The 19107-nt window shown below is 71.2% G+C and carries 22 protein-coding genes; 10 read left to right on the top strand and 12 right to left on the bottom strand.

Translation table 11 applies throughout. The annotated features are described in order from the left end of the window. Nucleotides 1-68 precede the first annotated feature (68 nt). The gene (locus ACZ7OO_RS24900; protein WP_471507762.1) at nt 69-1019 is read left to right on the top strand and encodes an endonuclease/exonuclease/phosphatase family protein; all 951 of its coding nucleotides are present in this window, start codon (nt 69-71) and stop codon (nt 1017-1019) included. 59 nt (nt 1020-1078) lie between these two features. Here ACZ7OO_RS24900 and ACZ7OO_RS24895 read toward each other — a convergent pair whose 3' ends face one another. The 4 genes from ACZ7OO_RS24895 to ACZ7OO_RS24880 all read right to left on the bottom strand — a co-directional run bounded on the left by ACZ7OO_RS24895 (nt 1079) and on the right by ACZ7OO_RS24880 (nt 4241). Next, nucleotides 1079-2041, bottom strand: coding sequence for an electron transfer flavoprotein subunit alpha/FixB family protein (locus ACZ7OO_RS24895; protein ID WP_352222823.1), 963 nt, complete (start codon nt 2039-2041; stop codon nt 1079-1081). A gap of 52 nt (nt 2042-2093) precedes the next feature. Beyond that, on the bottom strand, nt 2094-2882 hold the full coding sequence (locus tag ACZ7OO_RS24890) for an electron transfer flavoprotein subunit beta/FixA family protein (protein ID WP_352222822.1): 789 nt from the start codon (nt 2880-2882) through the stop codon (nt 2094-2096). A 218-nt stretch (nt 2883-3100) separates the two neighbouring features. Continuing rightward, nucleotides 3101-3610: a flavin reductase family protein gene (locus ACZ7OO_RS24885; protein ID WP_471507760.1), complete on the bottom strand. Its 510-nt coding sequence runs from the start codon at nt 3608-3610 to the stop codon at nt 3101-3103. Nucleotides 3611-3818: 208 nt separating this feature from the next. Continuing rightward, nucleotides 3819-4241: a thioredoxin family protein gene (locus ACZ7OO_RS24880; RefSeq protein ID WP_471507758.1), complete on the bottom strand. Its 423-nt coding sequence runs from the start codon at nt 4239-4241 to the stop codon at nt 3819-3821. Nucleotides 4242-4346: 105 nt separating this feature from the next. On the opposite strand from ACZ7OO_RS24880, the gene ACZ7OO_RS24875 reads away from it, so the two are divergent. Both ACZ7OO_RS24875 and ACZ7OO_RS24870 read left to right on the top strand, forming a co-directional pair. After that, entirely contained in the window at nt 4347-4763 is a 417-nt protein-coding gene (locus ACZ7OO_RS24875; protein ID WP_471507756.1) for a DUF4395 domain-containing protein, read from the top strand. Nucleotides 4764-4948: 185 nt separating this feature from the next. Continuing rightward, on the top strand, nt 4949-5677 hold the full coding sequence (locus tag ACZ7OO_RS24870) for a lysophospholipid acyltransferase family protein (protein ID WP_471507754.1): 729 nt from the start codon (nt 4949-4951) through the stop codon (nt 5675-5677). Between the two features lie 3 nt (nt 5678-5680). Here the strand turns inward: ACZ7OO_RS24870 and ACZ7OO_RS24865 are convergent, their stop codons facing one another. From ACZ7OO_RS24865 to ACZ7OO_RS24845, 5 genes are all read right to left on the bottom strand, one after another. Further along, nucleotides 5681-6382: a B3/B4 domain-containing protein gene (locus ACZ7OO_RS24865; RefSeq protein WP_471507752.1), complete on the bottom strand. Its 702-nt coding sequence runs from the start codon at nt 6380-6382 to the stop codon at nt 5681-5683. Nucleotides 6383-6392: 10 nt separating this feature from the next. Beyond that, nucleotides 6393-6986, bottom strand: a complete 594-nt coding sequence (locus ACZ7OO_RS24860) for a transglutaminase-like domain-containing protein (protein ID WP_471507750.1) — start codon at nt 6984-6986, stop codon at nt 6393-6395. Between the two features lie 85 nt (nt 6987-7071). Beyond that, nucleotides 7072-8142 (bottom strand): threonine aldolase family protein, encoded by a 1071-nt coding sequence (locus ACZ7OO_RS24855; RefSeq protein WP_471507748.1) that lies wholly within the window; start codon nt 8140-8142, stop codon nt 7072-7074. Beyond that, entirely contained in the window at nt 8139-8897 is a 759-nt protein-coding gene (locus ACZ7OO_RS24850) for an SDR family NAD(P)-dependent oxidoreductase (protein ID WP_471507746.1), read from the bottom strand. Before ACZ7OO_RS24850 ends, ACZ7OO_RS24855 begins: the two co-directional genes overlap by 4 nt. Nucleotides 8898-8935: 38 nt before the next feature. Further along, nucleotides 8936-10333, bottom strand: a complete 1398-nt coding sequence (locus tag ACZ7OO_RS24845; RefSeq protein ID WP_471507744.1) for a DUF6421 family protein — start codon at nt 10331-10333, stop codon at nt 8936-8938. Between the two features lie 413 nt (nt 10334-10746). Here ACZ7OO_RS24845 and ACZ7OO_RS24840 point away from each other — a divergent pair, with 413 nt between their 5' ends. Further along, nucleotides 10747-11430 carry a glycerophosphodiester phosphodiesterase gene (locus tag ACZ7OO_RS24840; RefSeq protein WP_471507742.1) on the top strand — a complete coding sequence of 228 codons (684 nt, stop codon included), beginning with the start codon at nt 10747-10749 and terminating at the stop codon, nt 11428-11430. A 22-nt stretch (nt 11431-11452) separates the two neighbouring features. On the opposite strand, the gene ACZ7OO_RS24835 is transcribed toward ACZ7OO_RS24840, so the two are convergent. Further along, the gene (locus tag ACZ7OO_RS24835) at nt 11453-11992 is read right to left on the bottom strand and encodes a GNAT family N-acetyltransferase (RefSeq protein ID WP_471507740.1); all 540 of its coding nucleotides are present in this window, start codon (nt 11990-11992) and stop codon (nt 11453-11455) included. A gap of 126 nt (nt 11993-12118) precedes the next feature. Between ACZ7OO_RS24835 and ACZ7OO_RS24830 the strand changes: the two genes are divergently transcribed. Together ACZ7OO_RS24830 and ACZ7OO_RS24825 are read left to right on the top strand one after the other, a co-directional pair. Then, nucleotides 12119-12511, top strand: coding sequence for a VOC family protein (locus tag ACZ7OO_RS24830; RefSeq protein WP_471507738.1), 393 nt, complete (start codon nt 12119-12121; stop codon nt 12509-12511). Between the two features lie 78 nt (nt 12512-12589). After that, nucleotides 12590-13354 (top strand): VOC family protein, encoded by a 765-nt coding sequence (locus ACZ7OO_RS24825; RefSeq protein WP_471507736.1) that lies wholly within the window; start codon nt 12590-12592, stop codon nt 13352-13354. Nucleotides 13355-13390: 36 nt separating this feature from the next. Here the strand turns inward: ACZ7OO_RS24825 and ACZ7OO_RS24820 are convergent, their stop codons facing one another. Then, nucleotides 13391-13951 carry a MarR family winged helix-turn-helix transcriptional regulator gene (locus tag ACZ7OO_RS24820; protein WP_471507734.1) on the bottom strand — a complete coding sequence of 187 codons (561 nt, stop codon included), beginning with the start codon at nt 13949-13951 and terminating at the stop codon, nt 13391-13393. Then, a complete protein-coding gene (locus ACZ7OO_RS24815) occupies nt 13948-15603 on the bottom strand; it encodes an FUSC family protein (RefSeq protein WP_471507732.1) in 1656 nt (551 codons plus the stop codon). The genes ACZ7OO_RS24820 and ACZ7OO_RS24815 overlap by 4 nt, the downstream gene beginning before the upstream one ends. Before the next feature lie 200 nt (nt 15604-15803). Here ACZ7OO_RS24815 and ACZ7OO_RS24810 point away from each other — a divergent pair, with 200 nt between their 5' ends. The 4 genes from ACZ7OO_RS24810 (at nt 15804) to ACZ7OO_RS24795 (ending at nt 19062) form a co-directional block, all read left to right on the top strand. Continuing rightward, nucleotides 15804-16349: a DUF5134 domain-containing protein gene (locus ACZ7OO_RS24810; protein ID WP_471507730.1), complete on the top strand. Its 546-nt coding sequence runs from the start codon at nt 15804-15806 to the stop codon at nt 16347-16349. A gap of 95 nt (nt 16350-16444) precedes the next feature. Then, nucleotides 16445-17380, top strand: a complete 936-nt coding sequence (locus ACZ7OO_RS24805; RefSeq protein ID WP_471507728.1) for a M56 family metallopeptidase — start codon at nt 16445-16447, stop codon at nt 17378-17380. Between the two features lie 56 nt (nt 17381-17436). Further along, nucleotides 17437-18105, top strand: coding sequence for a phosphatase PAP2 family protein (locus ACZ7OO_RS24800; RefSeq protein WP_471507726.1), 669 nt, complete (start codon nt 17437-17439; stop codon nt 18103-18105). A gap of 234 nt (nt 18106-18339) precedes the next feature. Then, nucleotides 18340-19062, top strand: coding sequence for an HAD family hydrolase (locus tag ACZ7OO_RS24795; RefSeq protein ID WP_471507724.1), 723 nt, complete (start codon nt 18340-18342; stop codon nt 19060-19062). Nucleotides 19063-19107 lie beyond the last annotated feature (45 nt).

Below are 19107 nucleotides of genomic sequence, written 5' to 3'. Positions count from 1 at the left end.
AGCACACTCTCTGCGCAGGACTCGCCTTACGCACGCCTCGTCCGGCCCTCGCCACCGAAGGAGCCCCCGTGCCGAACCAGCGCCGAGTCACCCGCCGTCTGGGCCTGAAGGTCCTTTTGGCTGCGGCGGTCACCGTGCCCCTCTCCAGCGCCGCGATCTCCGCCTCGTCCGCCTCCTCCGTGCCGTTCGCGACCCTGCGGGCCGGCCGGGCGACGCCATCGGCCCCGCCGCGGCGCGCACCACGGCTCGACGTCATGACCTTCAACCTGCGGTACGCGAGCACCGCCGAACCCAACAGCTGGGCCGACCGCCGACCCGTGATGCGCGAGCTGTTGCACCGCGCGCACCCCCAGGTCATCGGCACCCAGGAAGGCCTCTACCAGCAGCTGCGCGACATCGACGCCGACCTCGGACCGCACTACGACTGGATCGGCACCGGCCGCGAGGGCGGCAGCCGGGACGAGTCCACGGCGATCTACTACGACATCCGGCGCCTGGCCCCTGTGGAGCACTACACCTTCTGGCTCTCCGACACCCCGGAGGTCATCCGCTCCAACACCTGGAACGCCGCCTTCCCCCGCATCGTCACCTGGGTCCGCTTCCGCGATCTCGCCGACGGCGGCCGGGAGTTCTACGTCGCCAACACCCACTTCGACCAGCGGAGCCAGTACGCCCGCGAGCGCAGCGCGACCCTGCTCACCCAGCGGATCGCGGAGTTCGACCCCGCGCTGCCGGTCGTGGTGACCGGCGACTTCAACGCCGCCGCGCACAAGAACCCGGCCTACGACACCCTCGTGGGCTCCGGGCTCCTGGACACCTGGGAGGCGGCGGAGCGGCGCAGCACCCTGTACGGCACCTTCCACGGCTACCACAGGCTCCAGCGGGACGGCGACCGTATCGACTGGATCCTGACCTCGCCGGGTGCGACCACGCACCAGGCGACGATCAACACCTTCTCGATGCACGGTCAGTTCCCCAGCGACCATCTCCCGGTGCAGGCCTCACTGAGCCTGCGCTGACACCACGAGGCCCCCGTGACCGGTGTCGATCACGGGGGCCTCGGACAGTCCTGCGGCGATCAGCCCTTGCGGGTGTTGATCTCCTCCGTGAGCTGGGGGACGACGTCGAAGAGGTCGCCGACCACACCGAAGTCGACCAGCTCGAAGATCGGGGCTTCGGCGTCCTTGTTGACCGCGACGATCGTCTTGGAGGTCTGCATACCCGCGCGGTGCTGGATCGCACCGGAGATGCCGTTGGCGATGTACAGCTGCGGGGAGACGGACTTGCCGGTCTGGCCGACCTGGTTGGTGTGCGGGTACCAACCGGCGTCGACCGCGGCACGCGAGGCGCCCACAGCGGCGCCGAGGGAGTCGGCGAGCGCCTCGATGATCGCGAAGTTCTCGGCGCCGTTGACGCCACGGCCGCCGGAGACCACGATCGCGGCCTCGGTCAGCTCCGGACGCCCGGTCGACTCACGCGGGGTCCGGCCGGTGACCTTCGTACCCGTCGCCTTGTCGGAGAAGGTGACGTTCAGGGCCTCGACGCTGCCGGCGGCCGGGGCGGCCTCGACGGCGGCGCTGTTGGGCTTGACCGTGATGACCGGGGTGCCCTTGGCGACACGGGACTTGGTGGTGAAGGACGCGGCGAACACCGACTGGGTGGCCACCGGGCCCTCGTCGCCGGCCTCCAGGTCGACGGCGTCGGTGATGATGCCGGAGCCGATGCGCAGCGCCAGACGGGCGGCGATCTCCTTGCCCTCGGCGGAGGAGGGGACCAGCACGGCGGCCGGGGACACCTGCTCGAAGGCGGCCTGCAGCGCATCCACCTTGGGAACGACCAGGTAGTCGGCGTACTCGGACGCGTCGTGGGTGAGGACCTTCACCGCGCCGTGCTCGGCGAGGGTGGCGGCGGTGTCGGCCGCGCCGTTGCCCAGCGCGACGGCGACGGGCTCACCGATCCGGCGGGCCAGGGTCAGCAGCTCGAGGGTGGGCTTGCGGACGGCACCGTCCACGTGGTCGACGTAGACGAGGACTTCAGCCATGGGAATGCTCTCCTGCTTGCGAAAGTTGAGGGGCGGTCAGCGACTGCTGGGCTCAGATGAACTTCTGGCCCGCCAGGAACTCAGCGAGCTGCTTGCCGCCCTCGCCCTCGTCCTTGACGATCGTGCCGGCCGTGCGGGCCGGGCGCTCGGTGGCGGCCTCGACCTTGGTCCAGGCGCCCTCCAGGCCGACCTCCTCGGCCTCGATGTCGAGGTCGGACAGGTCCCAGGACTGAACCGGCTTCTTCTTCGCGGCCATAATGCCCTTGAAGGACGGGTAGCGGGCCTCACCCGACTGGTCGGTCACCGAGACGACCGCCGGCAGGGAGGCCTCCAGCTGCTCGGACGCGGCATCGCCGTCACGACGCCCCTTCACCACCCCGTCCTCGACGGAAACCTCGGAGAGCAGGGTGACCTGCGGAACGCCCAGCCGCTCGGCCAGCAGCGCCGGGACCACACCGGCGGTGCCGTCGGTGGAGGCCATACCGGAGACCACCAGGTCGAAGCCGGCCTTCTCGATCGCCTTGGCCAGCACCAGGGAGGTACCGATGGCGTCGGTGCCGTGCAGGTCGTCGTCCTCGACGTGGATCGCCTTGTCCGCGCCCATCGACAGCGCCTTGCGCAGCGCGTCCTTGGCGTCCTCCGGACCGACGGTGAGGACGGTGACCTCGACGTCGTCGTCGGAGTTCTCGGAGATCTGCAGCGCCTGCTCGACCGCGTACTCGTCCAGCTCGGAGAGCAGACCGTCCACGTCGTCACGGTCGACGGTCAGGTCATCGGCGAAGTGCCGGTCGCCAGTGGCGTCGGGCACGTACTTGACAGTGACAACGATCCTCAGACTCACGCCGGCTCTCCTACTGCATCGTCTCTTCTGGGCTGCCTCTTGAAGGCAGCATAGGCGCCCCAAGCGGCTCATCCCGGTCGGGGCGACCGCGCGCTCCGAACGAAATATTACTCGCCAGTACACCCAGTTCTCTCCCGCTAAGCAAGCGCTTTGAACTGTGAGCTTCGCAACGCAGCGTAATCGGAACTCGACGCCTGCGCAGAATGAGGGGCGTGTGATCAGTCGCGCAGTCCGTTGAAACCGCCCTGGTGGTACAGGAGCGGGCGGCCGGCGCGGGAGGGATCTCCCACGACCACCTCGGCGAGCACGATGCGATGGTCGCCGGCCGGCACCCGTGCGACGATCCGGCACACCAGCCAGACCAGCACGTCGTCGAGGACCGGGACCCCCGCGTGGCCCTCGCGCCAACCGGTGGGCGCCCCGAACCGGTCGGCGCCGCTGCGGGCGAAGGTGGCGGCGAGTTCGGCCTGGTGCTCGCCGAGGATGTGGACGCCGATGTGCTCGGCGGCGGATATCGCGGGCCAGCTGGAGGCGCCCGTACCGACGCCGAAGGAGAGCATCGGGGGCTCGGCGGAGACGGAGGTGAGGGAGGTGGCGGTGAAGCCGACCGGGCCGCCGGCACCGCGGGCGGTGATCACCGCGACTCCGGCGGCGTGCCGCCGGAAGGCGGAGCGGAGCAGGTCGGGAGAGGCGAGCTGAGGGGTACCGAGGCCGGGCGTGGCCGTCATGGGGTTGTCCTTCTGGGGGAGGCGGCGTTCAGGTCCTGGTCTGTTCAGCGACCCGGACAGCGCGCGCTCGCGGTGCGGGCCAGGTCGACGTGGACCCGCCCGAGGAGAAGGAGTTCATGAGACATACGGTCAGGCTGACGATAGGTGGTACATCCAGTCAAGTACGTTCTGGGATATGGGAGCTGCCTCACCGTCATCGGCACGTCCGTCAGACCGCCTCTCCCAGCGCCGCGATGACGTCCGCCTTCCTGGGCTGTCCGGTGGCCCGGCGCACCACCCGGCCGTCCGCGTCGAGCACCAGCACGGTGGGCGTCTTGAGGATCTGCAGTTCGCGTACCAGGTCCAGGTGGGCCTCGGCGTCGATCTCGACGTGGGTGACCCCGGGGACCATGGCGGCGACCTCGCCCAGCACCCGCCGGGTGGCCCGGCAGGGGGCGCAGAAGGCGCTGGAAAACTGCACCAGCGTTGCCCGCCCGCCGAGTTCGCCGCCCAGTTCACCGAGGTCAGCCGCTCCGAGCCGTTTGCCGTCGTCCCGCCCGCGCACTCGTACCCTCCCGCTCCGCCGCTTGTGCAGCACTCCGTAGACGCTCGCCGCCGCGAGCACCGCCACGCACATCACCAGTCCGGTCATCACCGCACCAGCTTTCACGACGCTGCTCGCCACTGGGACCAGCGTTCACGAGACTGCAAAGATTCCCGCCTCCCGTATCGGCCTTCGGGACGGAATCCTTGGTTCATGGACATCGACGCACGTGGGCCGCGTTTTGCGGCGGCGGTGACGACGGTCGTGCTGGCCGCCGCGCTGATCACCCGTAGCCCCTGGATCCTCGCCTGGCAGACCCTGGCGTTCGCGCTCGGCGCGGCCGGAGGCGTGAGCCGTTCGCCGTACGGCCGGGCGTTCCGGACGGTCGTACGACCGCGGCTCACTCCCCCTACGGAGTTCGAACCACCGGAACCCCCGCGGTTCGCCCAGGCGGTGGGACTGGTGTTCGCGGGACTCGGTCTGGTCGGTTTCGCGCTGGGTCCCGGCTGGCTGGGTCTCGCGGCGACCGGAATCGCGCTCGCCGCGGCCTTCCTGAACGCGGCGTTCGGGTACTGCCTGGGGTGCGAGATGTTCCTGCTCGTCCGCCGATTCACAGTACGCGCGGAGTAAAGGAAGGTAAAAATCCGAGGTGGATCATAGGCCGACGTGACGAGGATCTCGCCACTCCGGGGCACCAGGGCTGGCTCGCCGTCCGTTCTTCGGGCACGATCTGCGATACGCCGTAAACCTACGGCTGCGTAACTTCCCGCCGGGAACCCCTTTCCCAGGCAGAGCAGAAAGGGTCCGCCCCGCCCATGGCCGAGTTGGTCTACCATCCCGTCATCGGTTTCGCCAAGACGCTGTTCAAGGTCTGGGACCTCAAGATCGACTGCCAGGGGTCGGAGAACATCCCGCGCTCGGGCGGCGCAGTGCTGGTGAGCAATCACATCAGCTATCTGGACTTCGTCTTCGACGGTCTGGCGGCTCTCCCGCAGAAGCGCCTGGTGCGCTTCATGGCGAAGGAGTCGGTCTTCCGGCACCGGATCTCCGGTCCGCTGATGCGCGGGATGAAGCACATCCCGGTGGACCGCCAGCAGGGCGAGGCGGCCTACCAGCACGCGCTGAACTCGCTCAAGTCCGGTGAGATCGTAGGGGTCTTCCCGGAGGCCACCATCTCCCAGTCCTTCACGCTGAAGAGCTTCAAGTCGGGCGCGGCGCGCCTGGCCCAGGAGGCCGGCGTCCCGCTGATCCCGATGGCCCTGTGGGGCACGCAGCGGCTGTGGACCAAGGGCCAGCCGCGCAACTTCAAGCGCAGCCACATCCCCGTCACCATCCGGGTGGGCGAGCCGGTCGAGGCCCCGCGCGACCAGTACGCGGGCGCCATCACCCGCCGCCTGCGCGACTGCGTCCAGGACCTGCTGGACGCGGCCCAGCGCGCCTACCCCGCCCGCCCGAAGGACACGACCGACACCTGGTGGCTCCCGACCCATCTCGGCGGTACGGCGCCCACGCAGGAGCAGTTGAAGGCGGCGGAGGCGATCTGAGCCTCAGCCCGCCGACTCGGGTGCCCGCATCTCGATTCGCGCCCCGGGGCTGAACTTCTCCAGCAGTTCGGCGAGTTCAGTCCCCGCCGACTCGACCTCGGCCACCGACATCGGGGCGAGGCTCTCCAGGAGGAACACGGCCGAGGTCGTCCGCTCGGTCAGACGGGTGCGGGGACCCTGGCGCCAGTTCCAGCGCCGGCAGGTGACGCCCGCTTCGTCGCACCACACGACCTCGCCGGCGTCCGGGTGCTCGACGGCCTCCTCTCCGCCCGCGACCGTCACGAAGTCCTCCTCGCCCGTGGCGCGCACAAGGCGCATCCCGCCCTGGATGAGGTCGAGGTCCTCGCCGCCGACGGGGATCAGATGGGCGACGCTGATGGCGTTGTAGAGGTCCACGAGCAGGTTGATGCGGGGCAGTCCGCCGTCCGCGAGGGCCCGCTTGGCCAGCGCCTCGGCGGAGTTCCGGGTGCGGGACGGCTTGGAGCCGAACGCCGTGTAGGCCGCGCGCCAGGCCACCATGTGGGGGTCCTCGTGCGGGGCGTGCCCGTCGAGGCGTACGGCGAGACGCCGTGCCGCGTCGTCGAGGAGGACCGAACTCGCCCCGGTGCTGGGCCCGTTGACCAGTCCATGGGCCTCGATCGCGAGGTGCGTGAAGCCGGGTGCGAGGGCGCGCACCTCGTCGGACACGGTGAGCGTGAGAGTCATCTGCCTTGCCTCAGAGTGCGGTGGGGAGCGTCTTCCACAGGTACGGGCGGTCGGGTGCCGCTTTCAGCACGCCGAGCACGACCGGGTGAGGTTCAGCGTACAGGACCGGATAGTCCATCTCATTGGACTCCGGGTCGGGGACCCAGGCCAGCCGCTCACCGTCGAGGGAGAACGCGGCGTCGACGCCGGGCTTGTTGCCTCGCGGGTCCTGCCGGTGCCAGGCTCCGTCGAAGCGGACGGCGACCAGTCCGTGCACGGCGTGACCGGCTCCGTCGTCGTCCGCCAGTCGCTGGTAGCAAAGGGCCGTGGGGATGTCCTCGGCGCGCAGCAGAGCGGCGAGGGCGTGGGCCTTGGCGTAGCAGATGCCGGTGCGCTGCTCCAGCACGTCCGAGGCCCGCCAGGTGACACGGGGATCGCCGACATCGGCGGAGTGCGGGATGGCGTCCCGTACGAATTCATACGCGGCCCGCGCATAGGCATACGAGTCCTCGGCTCCCGCTGTCAGCCGGGCGGCCGTCTCCCGGACCACCGGATGGTGGTGGTCGATGGCCTCGTCAGCGGCCAAGTACGCGGACAGGTCAGCGGTGTTCTGGATCAGTTCCATGGCTGCAGAGCATAGAAATGCGACCACCCGGGAGTCAATGACTTTCCAGGTGGCCGCATATCTATGCACAGCTGATGCTGGACGCTCAGCGCGCCATCTCCTCCTTGAGGGCCGCCACGAACGCGTCCACGTCCTCCTCGGTGGTGTCGAAGGCGCACATCCAGCGCACGTCTCCGGCGGCCTCGTCCCAGAAGTAGAACCTGAAGCGCTTCTGCAGGCGCAGGCTCACCTCGTGCGGGAGCCGAGCGAAGACGCCGTTGGCCTGCACCGGGTGGAGGATCTCCACGCCGTGCACTGCACGGACGCCCTCGGCGAGCCGCTGAGCCATCTCGTTGGCGTGCCGGGCGTTGCGCAGCCACAGGTCCTTGGCGAGCAGGGCCTCCAGCTGGACCGACACGAAGCGCATCTTGGAGGCGAGCTGCATGGACAGCTTGCGCAGGTGCTTCATATGACTGACGGCGTCCTGGTTGATCACCACGACCGCCTCGCCGAACACGGCACCGTTCTTGGTGCCGCCCAGGGAGAGGATGTCGACGCCGACGGCGTTGGTGAACGTGCGCATCGGGACGTTCAGGGAGGCCGCCGCGTTGGCTATCCGGGAGCCGTCCAGGTGCACCTTCATGCCGTGCTCATGGGCGTGTTCGCAGATCGCGCGGATCTCGTCGGGTGTGTAGAGGGTGCCCAGCTCGGTGCTCTGGGTGATCGAGACGACCTGCGGCATCGCACGGTGCTCGTCCTCCCAGCCGTACGCCTGCCGGTCGATGAGTTCCGGGGTGAGCTTGCCGTCGGGCGTGGGCACGGTGAGCAGCTTGAGCCCGCCCATGCGCTCGGGGGCGCCACCCTCGTCGACGTTGATGTGCGCGCTCTCGGCGCAGATCACCGCGCCCCAGCGGTCGGTGACCGCCTGGAGCGCGACGACGTTGGCGCCGGTGCCGTTGAAGACCGGGAAGGCCTCCGCGGTCGCGCCGAAGTGGCTGCGGACGATCCGCTGGAGGTTCTCGGTGTACTCGTCCTCGCCGTACGCCACCTGGTGGCCGCCGTTGGCGAGGGCCAGGGCGGCCAGTACCTCGGGGTGGGCTCCGGCGTAGTTGTCACTGGCGAAACCGCGGACCTCCGGGTCGTGGTGGCGACGCGCGTCGGTCTTCGGAGGGTTCACGGCTTCTCGGTCAGCCACAGACGGTTTCCGTTCACTTCGGCGGCGGACTTGCTCCAGACGCCCTCGACGGCCTCGGCCAGGTCCTTGACGTCCGTGAAGCCCGCGAACTTCGCGTTGGGTCGCTCGGCGCGCATCGCGTCGTGCACCAACGCCTTCACCACCAGGATCGTAGCCGCGGAGGTGGGGCCCTCGGCGCCGTCGGAGATCCCGGCCTTGCGGAAGTAGTCGGCCATGGCAAGCGTCCATGCCTCGGCGGCGGCCTTGGCCGCGGCGTAGGCGGCGTTACCGGCGGTCGGCTGGGAAGCACCGGCGGCACTGATCAGAACGTACCGACCGCGGTCGCTGCGCTGCAGCGCCTCGTGGAAGGCGAGGGAGGTGTGCTGCACGGTCTTGACCAGCAGCAGCTCCAGGAAGTCCCAGTCGTCCAGGCTGGTCTTGGCGAAGGTCTCGCTGCCGCGCCAGCCGCCGACCAGGTGGACGAGACCGTCGACGCGACCGAAGCCCTTCTCGATGTGGGTGGCCCAGTCCCGGGTGGACTGCAGGTCAAGCAGATCCACCGTGTCACCGGTGACCGACGCGCCACCGGACGCGTAGCGAGCCGCGTCCACCGCCTCCGACAGCCGCTGCGGATCGTTGTCCGCCCCGACGACGGTCGCGCCGGCCTCGGCCAGTCGCAACAGCGTGGCCCGCCCGGCGGGTCCGCCCGCCCCGGCCACCGCGATCACCGCACCACTGAGAGACCCGTTGTGCGCCATGTGCTTCCCCTCTTGAGCAGTGTTCCGGAGACTGTCGCTCACGCGGCGACCGGCTCGGCGCTGTCCGCCGTGATGCCCTTGGTTGCGGCGATCACGTTCTTCAGTTTCTTGGACAGGGCCTCATAGAACATGCTCAGCGGAAACTCGTCCGGAAGCACGTCGTCCACGAGTTTGCGCGGCGGCAGGGTCAGGTCGAGGGCGTCCGCACCCTTGGCCCACTTGGAGCCGGGGTGCGGGGCGAGGTAGGTGGCGACCAGTTCGTAGCCGGCGAACCAGTGGACGAGCTTCGGGCGGTCGATGCCGTCGCGGTAGAGCTTCTCGATCTCGGCGCACAGCTGGTTGGTGACCTGCGGGGCGCGCTCCCAGTCGATGGAGAGCCTGTTGTCGGTCCAGCGGACCACGTCGTGCTTGTGCAGGTAGGCGAAGAGCAGCTGGCCGCCGAGCCCGTCGTAGTTGCGGACGCGGTCGCCGGTGACCGGGAAGCGGAACATGCGGTCGAAGAGGACCGCGTACTGCACGTCACGGGCCTGCGGGACGCCGTCGGACGCCAGCTTCACGGCCTCCTTGAAGGCGGTGAGGTCACAGCGCAGCTCCTCCAGGCCGTACATCCAGAACGGCTGGCGCTGCTTGATCATGAACGGGTCGAACGGCAGGTCGCCGTGGCTGTGGGTGCGGTCGTGGACCATGTCCCACAGCACGAAGGCCTCCTCGCAGCGCTTCTGGTCATGGACCATCGCCGCGATGTCCTCGGGAAGTTCGAGGCCGAGGAGGTCCACGGCCGCGTCGGTGACCCGGCGGAAGCGGGCGGCCTCGCGGTCGCAGAAGATACCGCCCCAGGAGAATCGTTCCGGCGCCTGGCGTACGGCGATGGTCTCGGGGAAGAGGACGGCGGAGTTGGTGTCGTAGCCGGCCGTGAAGTCCTCGAACGTGATACCGCAGAACAGCGGGTTGTCGTAGCGGGTGCGCTCCAGCTCGGCCAGCCAGTCGGGCCAGACCATGCGCAGCACGACCGCCTCCAGGTTGCGGTCCGGGTTGCCGTTCTGGGTGTACATCGGGAAGACGACCAGGTGCTGGAGGCCGTCCGCGCGGCTCGCGGCGGGCTGGAAGGCCAGCAGCGAGTCGAGGAAGTCGGGCACCTGGAAGCCGCCGACGGCCCAGCGCCGCAGGTCGGTCACCAGCGCGCGGTGGTAGTCGGCGTCGTGCGGGAGCAGCGGGGCCAGCTCCTCGACGGCGGCGATCACCGCGTCGACGGCCCGCCCGGCGTCGGCACGTGCCGGGGCGCCCTCGGCGTCGAAGTCGATCGACCCGTCCTTGGACTGCCATGGCCGGATTCGCTCCACGCCATCCTTGAGCACGGGCCATGCCGGGTGCTCCACCACCCTGGTCACGGGAGGAACCTGTTCCTCCGAACCCAGCTGCACAAGAATTTCCGTCATGACCCATCCTTCACGGGAGAACCTCGCGTTAGGACACCGTATGCATACGAGCTTTCTCCCAGCAAGGGGGACTTCGGGAAATTATCCTGCGACCCCCTTCCTTCACCGCGTTTTTTCCCGTCTGAAACCGTGAGGGCGCTCACATTCACTGCGACCGATAATGAAGTGTCAGCTCCGGGGCGGCGCATGGATCCGGCCGGTCAATACGCGGCGGGACGCGCCCACCCCCGGGTGACCGCCGACGGGGGCACGAGCCAGACACCGCGCGCCCGGCGCGCCAATCCTCGGTGTACGTACGGGTTCATCGCGACGAACGGCCATTAGGCTGCGCCCAGCCGCGTGGACAGCGACGTCCCGTCGTACGGTCCGCGCGCGTGCAGCCACCGCCGCCGTCGACGGAAGCGAGTTGAATCTTGAACTTCCTTACCATCGGTCACCGCGGAGTCATGGGCGTCGAGCCCGAGAACACCCTCCGTTCCTTCGTCGCCGCCCAGCAGGCCGGCCTCGACCTGATCGAACTCGATCTGCACCTCAGCAAGGACGGCGCCCTGGTCGTCATGCACGACGCGGAGGTGGACCGCACGACCGACGGCACCGGCCCGATCGCCGAGAAGACCCTGGAGGAGTTGCGCACCCTGGACGCGGGCCGCGGTGAGCGGGTGCCGGTGTTCGAGGAAGTCCTGGACGCGGTACGGACGCCGCTGCAGGCCGAGATCAAGGACGTGGCGGCGGCCCGCGCACTGGCCGGGCTGATGCAGCGGCGGGACCTGGTGTCCCGGGTGGAGGTGTCCTCGTTCCATGACGAGGCCGTCGCCGAGATCGGCCGGCTGGTGCCGGGGGTGCGCACCGCGCTGATCGCCAGCCGCTACGGCACCGACGTGGTGGAGCGGGCCCAGGAGGCGGGGGCGGCGACCCTCTGCCTCAACATCCGGCGGCTGACCCTGGAGGTCGTCGAGCACGCCCGCAAGGCGGACCTCAGGGTGATCGGGTGGGTGGTGAACACCCAGGACCACCTGCGGCTGGTGCGCGCCCTCCAGCTGGACGGCGCGACGACCGACTACCCGGAGATCAAGCGCACCGCCCGCTTCACCGCATGAGCCGTCATCCCGGCGGTGTGTGTCACACCAGCGGCTTGACCAGCAGCTCGAACTGCAGGTCGGCGCGTTGCGGGATACCGAAGCGCTCGTCGCCGTACGGGAACGGGGTCATCTTTCCCGTACGGCGGTAGCCGCGTCGCTCGTACCAGGCGATCAGGTCGTCGCGCACGGAGATCACCGTCATGTGCATCTCCGTGGCGCCCCAGTCCTGCCGGGCCCGGCGCTCCGCCTCGGCGATGACGACCTTGCCGAGCCCGGCGCCCTGGAGGTCGGGGCTGACCGCGAACATGCCGAAGTAGGCGTGGGTACCGCGGTGTTCCAGCTGGCAGCAGGCGACGACCCGGCCGTCCCGCTCGACGGTGAGCAGCTTGCCGTCCGGCGCCTTGATGACGTCGAGGACGCCCTCGGGGTCGGTCCGCTGACCCTCCAGGATGTCCGCCTCGGTGGTCCAGCCGACCCGGCTGGCATCGCCCCGGTACGCCGACTCGATCAGCGCGACCAGTACGTCCACGTCGGCGTCGGTGGCGTCGCGGAAGGTCAGTCCGGCTGCGGCGTTCTCCATGGGCGGGTTCTCCGATCTCGGGCAGGCTGAGCCGGGCACGACCCTATCGCCGCCGGTCGGACGCCGGTCGACCGGTGGTCCGGGGGTGCGGGGTTCCTGCTCCGGGTGGCACTACGCTCCGGCCGCATGGTGCACGTACTGAGCAGTCGTACCCTTGTCCACCCCACCGACCCCGAGCGCTCCCGCGCCTTCTACGGCGAGCAACTCGGCCTCCCCGTCTACCGCGAGTTCGGTACGGGCCCCGAGCGCGGCACGGTCTACTTCCTGGGCGGCGGTTTCCTGGAGGTCTCTGGGCGCACGGACGCTCCCGCTTCCCCCTCCGTGCAGCTGTGGCTGCAGGTCGCGGACGCCGGCGCGGCGCACGAGGAGCTGGTGGCGAACGGCGTCGAGATCGTGCGTCCGCCGGTGAAGGAGCCGTGGGGTCTGGTCGAGATGTGGATCGCGGATCCGGACGGCATCAGGATCGTGCTGGTGGAGGTGCCGGCCGACCATCCGATGCGGTACCGGCCGGGGATCTGAGGACGCGGGAGCGTCCGATGGCCGCTGTCAGTGGCGGGGTCTAGCGTTCGGAGGAGAGATCCCCCTGGAGGAGTGGCCATGGAGTTCGACAAGCCGGTGACGGGCGGCCCCTGCTGGACGGAGCTGGGGACCGACGACCTGGAGGGCGCCAAGCGGTTCTACGCGGAGTTGTTCGGCTGGCGTCCGGAGACGGATCCCCGGCAGGAGGCCGGCGGCTACACCGTGGCGCATCTCGGGGACGCGGCGGTCGCGGCCATCACCCCGCGGTACCAGGAGTCCCAACCGGTCGCGTGGAACGTGTCGTTCGCGGTGACGGACGCCGACGCGACCGCGCGGCTGGTGGAGGAGGCCGGCGGCACGGTGGTGGTCGGCCCGATGGACATCTTCGACGTGGGCCGCTTCTCGGTCGCCCTCGACCCCACCGGCGCCGCCTTCCAGCTGTGGGAGGCGGGGGCCTTCCCGGGCGCCGGGCTGCTCAACGCACCGGGTGCGCTGGGCTGGGTGGAGCTGGCGACCCGGGACACCGGCCGGGCCAGGGGCTTCTACACCACGGTCTTCGGCTGGAGTGCCGAGGCCTCCGAGTGGTACACGGAGTTCGCCGTCGGCGGGCAGGAGTTCGGGGGGATGGCCGAGATGGGCGACCGGTTCCCGCCCGAGGCGCCGCCGCACTGGCTGCCGTACTTCGCGGTCGAGGACGTGGACGCGACGGCCGAGGTGGCGGTCGCGGCGGGCGGTGCCGTGCGGGCGGAGCCGATGACGGTGCCGGACGGCCCGCGTATCGCCGTACTGGCCGACCCGCAGGGCGCGGTGTTCGGCGTCTTCCGGGCGGACGAGAAGGGCTGAGCCGGGGATCACCGTACCGTCCACGGCCTCCCGCGGTCAGGCCCGCAGTGCGCCCATCCTGCCCTCCAGCCGCCCCAGCAACTCGGCGAGGAGACCGGCGAGTTGGCTCTGCCCGTCGGGAGCGAGGACGGACAGTACCGCCGTCTCGTGGGCGAGTTGCTCGGGCAGGATGCCGTCGACCAGGTCGCGGCCCGCGTCGGTGAGGCGGAGGTGGGCGACCCGCCGGTCCCGGGCGTCGCCGCGCCGTTCGACCAGGCCCCGCTCGGTCAGCTGCTTGAGGCGCTTGGTGACGGCGGCGCCGGAGGAGAAGGTCTCCTTGGCGAGCTCGCTCGGGGTCAGCTCGTGGCCGGTGCGTCGCAGCGCGCCGAGCAGGTCGAACTCGGGGCGGCTGAGGCCCGCCCGGCGCAGCGGGGTGTCCTCGGCCTGCTGGAGCAGGGCGGCGCAGCGGTTGATCCGGCCGATGACCTCCATGGGCCCGGTGTCCAGCTCGGGATGGACGGCCTGCCACTGCCGCACGACGGCGGCGACCGTGTCGTCCCTGCCCGCGTCTCTGCCCGCGTCGCTGTCGGCCGCCGGTCGTCCGTTGGTCGCCGTCATGGCCGTACGTCCTCCGTAGTCCTCGTGCCGCCCCAGGAGTGCGGTCCCTGGCGTCGCACCGTCGCGGCGAGCGTACGGTGTCCGGACTGCTCGGCGAGCACGACCCGCTCCTGGGGCAGTGCGCGCTGCCACCACTCGCCGGACGCGGCGTCGGCCGTGGCGCGCAGTTCGGCGAGGGCGGCGGACAGGGTGCGTCGGGCCGTCTCCAGGGCACGCGGAGCCGGGTGCGGCTCGGCCAGCAGCCGGGCGGCCTCCTCCCTGGCCCGCTCCACGGCGGCCAGGGCGTTTTCGATGCGATCGCCGGCCCGGCGGTTGGTGACCACGACGGCGGCGACGAAGCCGACGAGTGCGCCGACCAGGGTGTCCAGGACCCGTTCGGTGATCAGCTGCCCGGAGTCCTGGGTGCGGGCGAACTCGGTGATGAGCAGGGCCATCGGGGTGACACAGACGCTGCCGAGCCAGTAGTTGCGGCTGATCAGCGCCTCTGCGCCGAAGTTGAAGACGAGGCAGCTCAGCACCAGGACAGCCGGGTGCAGATGGGCGAGCGGCACTACGGCGGCGAAGACCAGGACGCCGAGAAGGTTGCCCACGACGCGCTGGACGCCCCGGCTCCAGGTGAGGGTGACGTTGGCCTGGTAGAGGGATGCGGCGGTGACCAGCGCCCAGTAGGGGCGGCCGACGCCGAGGGCCAGGGAGGCGTATCCGGCGAGGGCGCAGCCGAGCGCGGTGCGGGCGGCCAGCGGGGCGAGCGGGCCGAGCCGGCGCCACAGCGGGCGGTGCGGTACGGCGCGTTCGGCGTCTACGCCGAGGAGTTCGTCGTCGGCCCCGGCCACCCGTGGGACGCGTCCGGTGCCGCGCAGCTCCCGCGCCCAGCCGCGCAGCCGCTCGGGGTCGGCGTCGGCGGGGGCGGCGAGGGCGACCTCGGCGCGGACGACGAGGTGTTCGAGGGCGCGGCGGGTGCGGTCGGTGCGGGCGCCGGTGGCGAGCAGGGACTGCCAGGCGGCCTGTACGGCGGCGGCCGCGGCGGCCCGGGGCCGGGCCTGGCCCTCCCCGGCGCCCCGGACGCCGGCGTAGGCGGCGGTGGCGTTCAGGGCCTGGGCGGTGGCCCGGCGCTCCGGGCCGTATGGGCGCAGCAGCCCGGGTGCCATGCCGACCAGCCAGGCCCAGGCACCCGCGAGCAGGGCCAGTCCGACATGGCCGGGGACCTGACCGAGGGTCTGCGGGGCGAACAGGGAGGCGGAGCTGATGAAGGTGAGGACCACGTTCCCGGGCGGGCCGACCCGGGTGGCATCGCACAGCACCTTCTGCGCGGCGGCCATCAGGGCGCCGACGGTGACCAGGGCGACCGCGTTCGTGGTGAGCGAGGCGGCGAGCAGGGCGACGGCCAGACCGCCGGTCATGCCGAGCACGACCCGGGCCAGGGTGCGCGCGCGGGCGGGGTAGGGACGGTTGTGGCCGTAGAGGGCGCACAGCGATCCGGCCATCGTGTACATCGCCAGGTCGAGGCGGCCGAGGGCCAGCAGGGTCAGGTTGGGCGGGGCGACCGCGGCGACCGCGCTGAGCGCGGGCTTGAACCAGATGTCGGAGGGCCGGCCGAGGCGCAACGCACCGGCGAGGGGCAGACGGCGGGTGGTCGGGGTCGCGGTGCTCATAGTCATCAATTTAGCATGTGTTTTACTCGTAAAGCAATTGCGAACGCGCCGCCCGGCCACCTGTCGGCCACCGTCGGAAACAGGTCCTCTCACCTGCTGTACTCCGCCGAGTGCTCCCCGTGTACACCCTTGCGCTCGCGTGCGCGCCGTGCGGGCGGGGCATCGCATCCATCGACGCGTCGTCGAGCGGGGAGGTGCGCGTGCACGGACCGGCTTCGCCCGGGTGGCTGCTGGTCGCGCTGTGCGCGGCGACCGGGGCCTACTGTCTGCTGCGCCTGCGCAGCGGCGTCGAGGAACAGCGGCGCGCCGCGGGCGGCGAGGCGCTGATGGGGTTCGGCATGGCCGCGATGGCCGTGCCCGCGACCGTCTTCACCCCGCCGGCCTGGACATGGCCGCTGTACGCGGCGGTGTTCGGCGCGGCCGCGCTGCGTGCGCTGTGGAGCGCCCGCGCCGGCATGCACCATCTGCACCACCTGGTAGGGGCGACCGCGATGGTCTACATGGCCGTGGTCATGGCTGCCTCCCCCGGCGGCCACCACCACGGCGGCGCCGGGGTCCCGCCGGTGACCGGGCTGCTGCTCCTCTACTTCACCGGCTACGTCCTGCTGTCCGGTGCACGTCTGGTTCCGGTCGCGATGGCGGCGACCGGGACCGGAACGGCCGGATGGGCCGACCGGCCCGAGCTGGCGCGGGCGTGCCGGCTGTCGATGGGGATCGGCATGGTGGCGATGCTGCTGGCGCTGTGAGCGGATGACGGCACGCGCGGCGCACACGTTGCTTGCGTCACTTTGGCGCAATGGGCTGTACCCCTGAGCGCTTTCCCGCTCATAGGGTGCTGGCCATGATGGTCCCCGTGGCACTGCTGCTGCTCGCCACCCTGACGGCCGTGGCCGGTCCCCGGCTGCTCGCCCGGGCCGACTGGACGGACCGCGAGCCGGTGGTCGCCCTGTGGGTGTGGCAGTGCGTGGTGGCTGCCGTACTGCTGTGCTGTGCACTGTCGATGACACTGAGCGCGGCGGCGGCCTGGCAGGCGGCGCGGGGGCATCTGTTCGCGACCGCCCCGAGCGGGGTGGCTGACGCCTATCCGCTCGCCACGACCGGCCCTTGGGCGGCGACGACGGCGGTGACCCTCGCCTGCGCCGGGCTGTGGAGCGGGGCGATGCTGGTGCGCGAGATCGCACGGGCCAGGGCCCGGCGCCGGCAGCGGCGGACCGAACTGCTGGTCCGCGCACCTCTGTTGCCCGGCGAGGAGAGGTCCGCCGACCGCCTCGTGGTCCTTGAGGGCGAGCGCCCCGACGCCTGGTGGCTGCCCGGCGCGGCACCCCGACTCGTCGTGACCACCGCCGCGTTGCGTCGGCTGAAGGGGCGTCAGCTGGACGCGGTCCTCGCCCATGAACAGGGGCACGCCCAGGCCCGGCACGACTGGCTGCTGCACTGCTCGGCCGCACTGGCCGGGGGATTTCCGCAGATCCCGGTGTTCGCCGCGTTCCGGGACGAGATGCACCGGCTGGTCGAACTGGCTGCCGACGACATGGCCTCCCGGCGCCACGGGCGCCTCACCACCGCGCTCGCCCTGGTCGAACTCAACGAGGACCGCGGCGTGTTCGGCCCTGGACCGGCCCCGCACGCCCATGTTCCGCAGCGCGTGCACCGGTTGCTCACCGCGCCGGACCGGCTCCCCGCCCGGCACCGGCTGCGGCTGACCGCGACCGCCGCGCTGGTCCCCGTGATCCCGGTCCTGGTGGCGCTCGTGCCGGGACTGCGCGCGCTCGGGTAAAGCCGTACCCGTCAGCGGAATTGGCCTTCGGGCAATGATTCGGCAAAGATCACGTCATGCGCCCCCCGTCCAGCGACCGTCCTGCTCCGCTTCTCGTGACCGCCGTCCTCGCCCTGTCCTCGGCGCTGCTGCTCGCCCTCGTCGCCGGCGAGTGGCCTCCCCTGGTCGCACTGGACGAGGACATCGCCGACACCGCCCACGGCTGGGCCGTCGCACACCACGGCACCACCCGTGTCCTGGGCATCCTGACGGACCGGGTCTGGGACCCGCTGGCCATGCGCCTGTTGTGCGCGGCTGTCGCGGTGTGGCTGGTGTGGCGGCACTCGGCGTGGTGGACCGCCCTGTGGCTGGCCCTGACCTGCGCGCTCGGCACGGTCGCGCAGCAGACCCTGAAGGCCGCCGTCGGCCGCCCGCGCCCGGAGTGGCCCGACCCGGTCGACCCCGCCCGCTACGCCGCCTTCCCCTCCGGGCACACCATGACGGCCACCGTGGTCTGCGGCCTCCTGCTGTGGCTGCTGCACCGCTGCGGCACCGGCCGCGCACTGCGGCGGACGGCGCTGATCGCGGCCGGGGTGTCGGTCCTCGGCGTCGGCCTGACCCGGGTGTGGCTCGGCGTCCACTGGCCCTCGGACGTACTGGGCGGCTGGCTGCTCGGGGCCCTGGTGGTAGCGCTGGCGGTGGTGGCGTACGAGTGGGAGCGCGGCGGCCGGGGGCACCCTCACTAGGGCCTGTGTGACGATTCCCGTCGTCGCCCGGAGGGCCGCCTCGCGGCGTCAGGCGCGTGCTCTGGGGTCCCCCCGGCCGGAGGCTTGGGGAGTGCCTGGCGTAGGCCCTCCTACTGGACGTACTTGGGTCGGCGCCCGGTGCGGCGAGAGTGCGTGCACCGCCGCCGGCCCAGCTGAACTGACATCCCACGACGGCAGCCGTACGCGGACAGACCCCCGGGTAAGGTCCAGCGCATGGCTGCCGTGCTCTTCGACTTCTCCGGGACCCTCTTCCGTATCGAGTCCACCGAATCCTGGCTGCGGGCCGTGCTCGCCGACTCCGAGGCGAAGCTCGCCGAGGCGGAACTGGCGGCGGCCGCGCGGGCGCTGGAGGTGGCCGGGGCCCAGCCCGGCGGGGCGAACCCGGTGGAACTGCCCGATGACCTGGCCGGCGTGTGGGCGGTGCGCGACGAGAGCGCGGAGCTGCACCGGGCCGCCTACACCGGGCTGTCCCGCCGGGTGCCGCTGCCTCACCCGGCACTGCACGACGCGCTGTACGAGCGGCACATGGCCCCCGCCGCCTGGACGCCGTACCCGGACGCCGCGGAGGTGCTGCGAACGCTGCGCGCGCAGGGCATCGGGGTCGGTGTGATCAGCAACATCGGCTGGGATCTGCGCCCGGTGTTCCGCACCCACGGGCTCGACGCGTATGTGGACGCGTACGTCCTGTCGTACGAACACGGCGTGCAGAAGCCGGATCCGCGGCTCTTCACGGTCGCCCTGGAGGTGCTCGGGGCCGCGCCCGCCGAAACGCTGATGGTCGGGGACAGCAGGCCCGCCGACGGCGGGGCGGCGGCGCTGGGCTGCCGGGTGCACTTCGTGGACCATCTGCCGGTGACCGAACGGCCCGACGCGCTGCTGCCGGTGCTCGACCTGGTGGGCGTGGCCCGCCGACCGGCCACGCCCACGCAGGCCTGACCTGCTGCGCCGTCCGCCCGAGACGCTCCCCCGTGTCGCCCCGGA

The organism is Streptomyces sp. NPDC111744, assembly GCF_055634995.1.
This window is presented reverse-complemented; position numbering and strand designations above follow the sequence as displayed.